This window comes from Nocardioides sp. CPCC 206348, assembly GCF_048654705.1.
Lineage (GTDB): Bacteria > Actinomycetota > Actinomycetes > Propionibacteriales > Nocardioidaceae > Nocardioides.
Genome location: NZ_JBMCZA010000060.1, coordinates 1 through 6954, shown reverse-complemented (window position 1 = coordinate 6954; position 6954 = coordinate 1). Strand labels below are relative to the sequence as shown.

At 68.4% G+C, this 6954-nt stretch carries 7 protein-coding genes; 3 read left to right on the top strand and 4 right to left on the bottom strand.

Annotated features, from left to right (window positions below; all coding sequences use genetic code 11):
• Positions 1–175: 175 nt before the first annotated feature.
• From mftE to mftA, 4 genes are read right to left on the bottom strand one after another with little or no spacing between them, the layout of a single operon-like run.
• Positions 176–883 (bottom strand): mycofactocin biosynthesis peptidyl-dipeptidase MftE, encoded by a 708-nt coding sequence (mftE, locus tag ACOADB_RS02140; protein WP_378596263.1) that lies wholly within the window; start codon positions 881–883, stop codon positions 176–178.
• 7 nt (positions 884–890) lie between these two features.
• Positions 891–2126: a mycofactocin radical SAM maturase gene (mftC, locus tag ACOADB_RS02135; protein WP_378596262.1), complete on the bottom strand. Its 1236-nt coding sequence runs from the start codon at positions 2124–2126 to the stop codon at positions 891–893.
• Positions 2123–2401 carry a mycofactocin biosynthesis chaperone MftB gene (gene mftB / locus ACOADB_RS02130; protein WP_378596261.1) on the bottom strand — a complete coding sequence of 93 codons (279 nt, stop codon included), beginning with the start codon at positions 2399–2401 and terminating at the stop codon, positions 2123–2125. Before mftB ends, mftC begins: the two co-directional genes overlap by 4 nt.
• On the bottom strand, positions 2401–2496 hold the full coding sequence (mftA, locus tag ACOADB_RS02125) for a mycofactocin precursor MftA (protein ID WP_378596260.1): 96 nt from the start codon (positions 2494–2496) through the stop codon (positions 2401–2403). The genes mftB and mftA overlap by 1 nt, the downstream gene beginning before the upstream one ends.
• Before the next feature lie 214 nt (positions 2497–2710).
• Between mftA and mdo the strand changes: the two genes are divergently transcribed.
• The 3 genes from mdo to ACOADB_RS02110 all read left to right on the top strand — a co-directional run bounded on the left by mdo (position 2711) and on the right by ACOADB_RS02110 (position 6816).
• Positions 2711–4003 carry an NDMA-dependent methanol dehydrogenase gene (gene mdo / locus ACOADB_RS02120; RefSeq protein WP_378596259.1) on the top strand — a complete coding sequence of 431 codons (1293 nt, stop codon included), beginning with the start codon at positions 2711–2713 and terminating at the stop codon, positions 4001–4003.
• An 88-nt stretch (positions 4004–4091) separates the two neighbouring features.
• Entirely contained in the window at positions 4092–5294 is a 1203-nt protein-coding gene (locus tag ACOADB_RS02115; protein ID WP_378596258.1) for an AAA family ATPase, read from the top strand.
• A gap of 4 nt (positions 5295–5298) precedes the next feature.
• Positions 5299–6816 (top strand): VWA domain-containing protein, encoded by a 1518-nt coding sequence (locus tag ACOADB_RS02110; protein WP_378596257.1) that lies wholly within the window; start codon positions 5299–5301, stop codon positions 6814–6816.
• Positions 6817–6954: the final 138 nt, after the last annotated feature.

Genomic DNA, 6954 nt, shown 5'->3' with positions numbered 1-6954 from the left:
GCGCGCGCCAGCGCCCGTGCCTGCGGGTCGGCGCCGATGCGGAGCGGCGCGCGGGCGACGAGCTGCCGGGCCGCCGCCGAGAGGCGGACCACTCGTCCATCGGCAACCAGCTGCGCCCCCTCGTCGCACACCCGCACCCGAGACGCGAGCGCGAAGCCGAAGTCGGCGGGGAGGGTCACGTCCATGTCAACCTGCCCTGGCTGCCCACGTCGAGGCTGCCGAGCTCAGCCACCAACCGGTCGACCATCTCGACCAGGATCCGCCGACCGGCCTCGGGTGTGGCGGTGGTCGGATCACCGAGAACGCCGGTCGGTGACACCGCGCGCACGCCCTCGCTGCGCAACCGGGGCATCAGGGTCGCCACCGGTTCGGTGCAGCCGGGTGCGAGGCGACGACGGTCGACGGTCTCGGGCGCAAGTGCGAGCATCAGCGAGGTCTCCGCCCGACCTGCGTGGGCATCGACGTCGGCCGCCCGACACGACGTCCAGGCGACGCTGCGCCCCTCGTCACGCAGCTGGGTGACTGCACTCACCAACGACGCCACGTTTCCTCCGTGCCCGTTGACCAGCACCACCCCACGAGCCCAACGAGACGCAGATCGGCACAACTCCACCAGCATCAGGTGGAGGGCCTCGTGGCCGATCGAGATCGTGCCCAGGAAGTCCTCGTGTTCACCGCTGGCGCCGTAGGGAACCGTGGGCGCCACCACGAAGTCCTGCTCGCGACCCTTCATCCGGGACACCGCGTGTCGAGTGACGTGCGTGGCGACGACGGCATCGGTGGCCAGGCCAAGGGCTGGCCCGTGCTGCTCCAGGGAGCCGACCGGCACCAGCACGACGACCGGCCCCACCTCCGGCCACCGCATGCCGGCCAGCAACCTCATGGCGCGATCATCTCGGGGAACGACCACCCGACAGGGGGTCCTCGTCACACGCGCTCGCGAGTCGCGTCGGGGCAAGCATCAGCTCCACCGGGGCGTTGCGCACCGGTCCCTTGTGTGAGTGGTCCTGGGAGCTCCCGGGTCGCTCGCGATCGACGCCCAGGTCACCGGCGTTCCCCTTCACGCACTCGGGGTCCGGCCCGTCGAGCGGGAGCCCGGTGAAGAACTTCGCCGCCATGCAGCCACCCTTGCAGGTGTCGAAGGCCGAACACGAACTGCACGCGCCTCCGGTCTGCGGGCTCCGCAGCTCCTCGAACAGCGCAGAGTGCTTCCACACCTCGTCGAAGCCACCGACCGACCGCACGTTGCCGGCGAGGAACTGGTCGTGGATCGCGAACGGGCACGCGTAGACGTCACCGATCGGGTCGACGAGGCAGACCACGCGGCCGGCGCCGCAGAGATTCAGGCCCGGCAGCGCCCCGCTTCCATCGGCTGGACCGAACGCGGAGAGATGGAAGAACGAGTCACCGGTGAGCACCTTGTCACCGTTCGCGACCAACCAGTCGTAGAGCTCGCGCTGCTGCTCGGGGAGTGGATGCAGCTCGTCCCACACATCCGCGCCGCGGCCGCTCGGACGAAGGCGGGTCAGTCGCAACTGGGCACCGAAACGATCGGCGATCGCCTTGAACTCGTCGAGCTGCCCGATGTTGTGCCTCGTGCAGACCACCGAGAGCTTGAAGTCCTTCATCCCCGCGGCCTGCAGGTTGGCCATCGCGCGGAGCGCGGCATCGTAGGTGCCGGCCCCCCGAACATGGTCGTTGACCTCGGCGGTCGCCCCATCGAGGGAGATCTGTACGTCGACGTAGTCCGTCGCTGCCAACTGGGCAGCACGTTCGGGCGTGATGCGGAAGCCGTTGGTGGAGAACTTCACTCCGACCTTGTGGTTGACGGCGTAATCGAGGAGCTCCCAGAAGTCCGGGCGCACCGTCGGTTCGCCGCCCCCGATGTTGACGTAGAAGATCTGCATCCGCTCGAACTCGTCGATCAGCGCCTTGCACTCCTCGGTCGACAGCTCACGAGGGTCACGACGACCGGACGACGACAAGCAGTGGACGCAAGCCAGGTTGCACGCGTAGGTGAGCTCCCAGGTGAGGCAGATGGGTGCATCCAGGCCGAGCTCGAACTGGTCGACGAGGCGGCCGACGGCCGGAGTGCCCGGTGCGGGACGGGTCGGTGTGAGAGTCATGACTGCTCCTCGATCAGGCCGCCGACGGCGAGGCCGGCGAGGGCACGCAGGTACGCGGGACGCTCGACGTCGGCCACCGCAGCGCCGGCCAGGGCGTCTCCGACCGATGCGCTGTCCCCGAGGCGTCGTACGACGTCGACCAGGGTCGGCGTCTTGAGGAAGCTCAGCCGGCGGGTGTCGAAGTCGTAGGCCAGGGCGCCGAACGGCTCGGGGCGCAATGCCACCGAGCCGCTCAGGCGCCAGGCCCCGTCGAGGGTGACGGGAGTCGCGGACATCAGTAGACGCCGCACATGCCGTCGATCGAGACCTCTTCGACGAGGGCGTCCTCGGCGAGGATCTCCTCCAACTGAACTTCCTGATCCGGGTTCATCACAGCCTCCTGCGGGTCGGTTTGTCCGTACCCCTCGAACGCTACGAAGCCCCCGTCCCGTGCACACCCGTCGCGCGCATGGCCCTACCTACCGGAACGGACAGGTACCTCCCTGCCCCACGGGATCGTTTCCCGATCCTCACCTGTCGTGACCGGCGTCACGTTGCCTAGCGTCCCCAGACGTCAGCACTCACCCCGCCCGGAGGTATCCACGATGCAAGTCGACGAGCTGCTCAAGCCCTTCCCGATCAAGGAGTTCCACCCGTTCCCCCGTGCCCTCATGGGCCCGGGTGCACACGAGATGATCGGCCCCGAGGCCCTCAAGATGGGATTCCGCAAGACCCTGGTGATGACCTCGGGCCTGCGCGGCACCGACATCGTCCACAAGATCGTCGAGTCGATGAAGTACCACGGCCTCGAGGTCGTCGTGTACGACAAGGTCGAGTCCAACCCCAAGGACTACAACGTCATGGACTCGGTGAAGCTCTACCAGGAGAACGAGTGTGACTCGTTCGTGTCCATCGGTGGCGGCTCCTCGCACGATGCCTGCAAGGGTGCCCGCGTGTCGGTCGCCCACGACGGCCGCAACGTGAACGATTTCGAGGGCTTCAACATGTCCGAGAACCCGAAGAACCCGCCGCACATCGCGGTGTCGACCACGGCCGGCACCGGATCCGAGACCTCGTGGGCCTACGTCATCACGGACACCACGACCGATCCGGACAACCCGCACAAGTACGTCGCGTTCGATGACGCGAGTGTCGCAAGCCTGGCCATCGACGACCCGGTGCTCTACTTCGACTGCCCGGTCGACTACACCGCCCAGTGCGGGTTCGACGTGCTCGCGCACGCCTCCGAGCCGTACGTGTCGCGGCTCAACTTCGAGCCGTCCCTCGGCAACGCGATCCGGGCGATCAAGCTCACCTCGGAGAACCTGCGCGAAGCCGTGTGGAACGGCCAGGACCTCAAGGGCCGCGAGGGCATGATGTACGCGCAGTACATCGCGGCCCAGGCATTCAACTCCGGGGGCCTCGGGATCATCCACTCGATCTCGCACGCGGTCTCGGCGTTCTACGACACGCACCACGGTCTCAACAACGCGATCGCGTTGCCGCGGGTGTGGGCGTTCAACATGCCCACGCACTACAAGCGGTTCGCCGAGATCGCCGACGCGATGGGCGTGGACACGCACGGCATGTCGACGGTGCAGGCCGCCGACGCCGCCCTGGCCGCGGCGATCCGCCTGCTGCGCGACGTGGGGATCACCGAGAAGTTCACCGACGTCACCAAGGACACGTACTCGAAGAACCGCCTGGGCCAGGGCCCGACGGCGTTCTACCAGAACGCGCCCACCATCACCGGTGATGCCACCGACGTGGACCGGATCACCAACCACGTCCTGGGCGACGCCTGCACCCCTGGCAACGCCAAGGAGTGCACGTTCGAGACGGTCCGACCCGTCGTCGACCACTGCATGAACGGCGACCTGGACGACCTCCTCACCTGAGTCGGTCCAACCCGTACGCCGGACCGGGCAGCGACCGCGATCGCTGCCCGGTCCGGACACCATCCCCACCACTTCCAGGGAGCCCCGCGTGAACACCGACCCGCGCAACGCCGCCGGCGAAGGCGAATTCGACGACGTCCCCCATGCCCTCGACCGCTTCCGGGACGCCGGCTACCTGGCCGACGACCGCCTGGCGACGACCGTGTTCCTCCAGACCCGCCTGGGCAAGCCCGTTCTCCTCGAGGGTCCGGCTGGCGTCGGGAAGACCCAGTTCGCGACCAGCCTCGCGGCCGTCACGGGCCGGCGCCTGATCCGCCTCCAGTGCTACGAGGGCCAGGACGAGACCAAGGCGCTCTACGAGTGGGACTACGGCAAGCAGATGCTCTACACCCAGATCCTGCGCGAGAAGATCGGCCAGGTCGTCGAGGACGCCGTCGACCTCAATGAGGCCGTCGAGCGGATCTCCAAGCAGGACAGCGTGTTCTTCTCCGAACGGTTCCTCGCCGCGCGCCCGCTCCTGGAGGCCATCGACTCCGAGGATCCCGTCGTCCTGCTGATCGACGAGGTCGACCGCGCCGACGAAGCGCTCGAAGCCGTGCTCCTGGAACTGCTCTCGGAGTACCAGATCTCGATCCCCGAGGTCGGCACGATCAAGGCCCGCCACCTCCCGTACGTCGTACTGACCTCCAACAACACCCGGGACCTGTCCGCGGCGTTGAAGCGGCGCTGCCTGCACCTGTTCCTGGACTACCCGGAAGCGGAGCGCGAGCTGGAGATCATCAACTCCAAGGACACCGGCCTCAGCGAGGCGTTGGCTGTCCGCCTGATCGAGATCGTCCGCGGCCTGAGGGCACTCGAGCTCCGCAAGGCGCCGAGCATCTCCGAGACGATCGACTGGGCCCGCACGCTGGCCGTCCTCGGCGTCAGCGAGCTGACCGCGGACGTCGTCTCTCAGACCCTCAGCGTGGTGGTGAAGTACGAACGCGACCTCAAGAGCGCCCTCGCCGCCATCCCCCGCCTGGTCGACCCGAACACGACGGTGCCGGCCCACCACGACCAGGGCCATGGACACGGGCACGGACACGGCCACGGACACGACGGCGACCACAGCCACGACCCGGCCGACGTGAACGGCAAGGAGGTCCGGGCTGCGAAGGACCTCCCCGGCCGCCACGGCGACACCTACGGCGGACCATCCCGCTCCGACGAGGCACCGGCCGTCCGGCCGGTGCCCGCAGGACAGGGCGAGCGCTCGTTCGCTGCCCGGTCCGCGCGCAAGCGTCCGGTCTGAGACGGTGGAGGGAGCGGTCCACCGGTTCATCCGGTTCCTGCGCCTGAGCGGCGTCCGGGTGAGCACGGCCGAGGCCATCGACGCCATGCACGCGGTCGCCCAGGCGGGTGTGCTCGACCAGCGCGAGGTGCTGCGCTCGGCCTTGACGGTGAGCCTGGTGAAGGACCGAAGGGACCTGGCGACCTTCGACCGCATCTTCGACCTCTTCTTCGGACTGCGCCCGGTGGCCACCGAGGACGTCGGTCACGGGCACTCGCACGACGACCTGACCGACGACGGCGAGCTCGAGCAGTTCACCCTCTCCGACGAGCCCGGAGACATCCCGGAGGACGGCCACTCCCACGGCAAGCCCGACGACATCAAGGAGTACTTCAAGCCCGAGGACATGGCGCAGCAGTACAACCTCCACCAGGAGGCCAACAAGATCGACGTCGCTGCGCTGACCGACGAGATCGTCCTCTCCAACGACACCGACAGCAGCGCCGGCGAAGCCGCGCGGGTGCAGATCTCGACGCGTCGGATGCACAACCCCGGCTCCCCGGGGGAGCTCATCACGGCGCCGGGCATGGAGCTCGACGTCGAGCTCACCGTCGCCGAGGAGATGGCACTGCTCGGCTGGCTCGAGGACACGATTCCCGACGTGGACGACGACCGCGGCACCTCGCTGGCGGCACTGCGCGCAGCGTTGGCACCCTTGCTGGCTGGTCTCCCCGAGCGACTCAAGCAACACCTCGAGCAGCTCATGCAGGTCGAGCGACAGATCGAGATGAGGGAAGTCCGGGCATCCCGGGCCGACCGGCTCCTCGAGCACGAGCGCGCCGACCTCGAGGAGGCCCTGCGCCGACTGCTGCGCTCCCTGCACGGTGCACTTCGTCCGCGCCGCAAGGCTGGCTCCCGAGGCGTGGTCGACGGTGCTCGCACCCTGCGGTCCAACATGAAGTACGACGGCGTCCCGTTCCGCCCGGTGACCGTCAGCAAGGTCGAGGACCGACCGCGCCTGCTGGTGCTGTGCGACGTCTCGTTGTCGGTCCGGTCGACGGCGCGGTTCACCCTCCAGCTGGTCCACAGCCTGCATTCCCTCGCCTCCTCGGTGCGCACCTTCGCGTTCGTCAAGGACCTCGTCGAGATCACCGATCTCTTCGCCGAGCACCACACCGAGGAAGCCCTCTCCCTGGTGATGTCGGGACTGCCTGCGGGCGGGGTCCTCGATGTCGATGCGGACTCCGACTACGGGTCGGTCTTCGAGGACTTCCTCGACGAGTTCGGCTCCGCCGTCACCCGCCGTACAACGGTCCTGGTCCTCGGCGACGGACGGAGCAACGGCCGCGATCCAGGACTGCGCGCCTTCGAGGAGATCACCCGCCGCGCACGCTCGACGGTCTGGCTGACGCCCGAGCCTCGCTATTCGTGGGGCCTGGGCGGGTGCGAGCTGCCGCTCTACGCCGAGCACTGCGAACGAGTGGAGGTCGTGCGCAACCTGCGCGGTCTGGACCGGGTGTCCGCGGCAGCAGGGGCCTCGTGATGACGTCCAGCACCCGCATCGAACCGCTCTGTCCTGCGCTGAACGGGGTCTACCGAGACGGACTGGTCGAGGTCGTCGCCCAGCGCGGGCCGACCGCCCGGCGTGAGCTCCACGTGGTCCGGACGCCGCACTTCGACC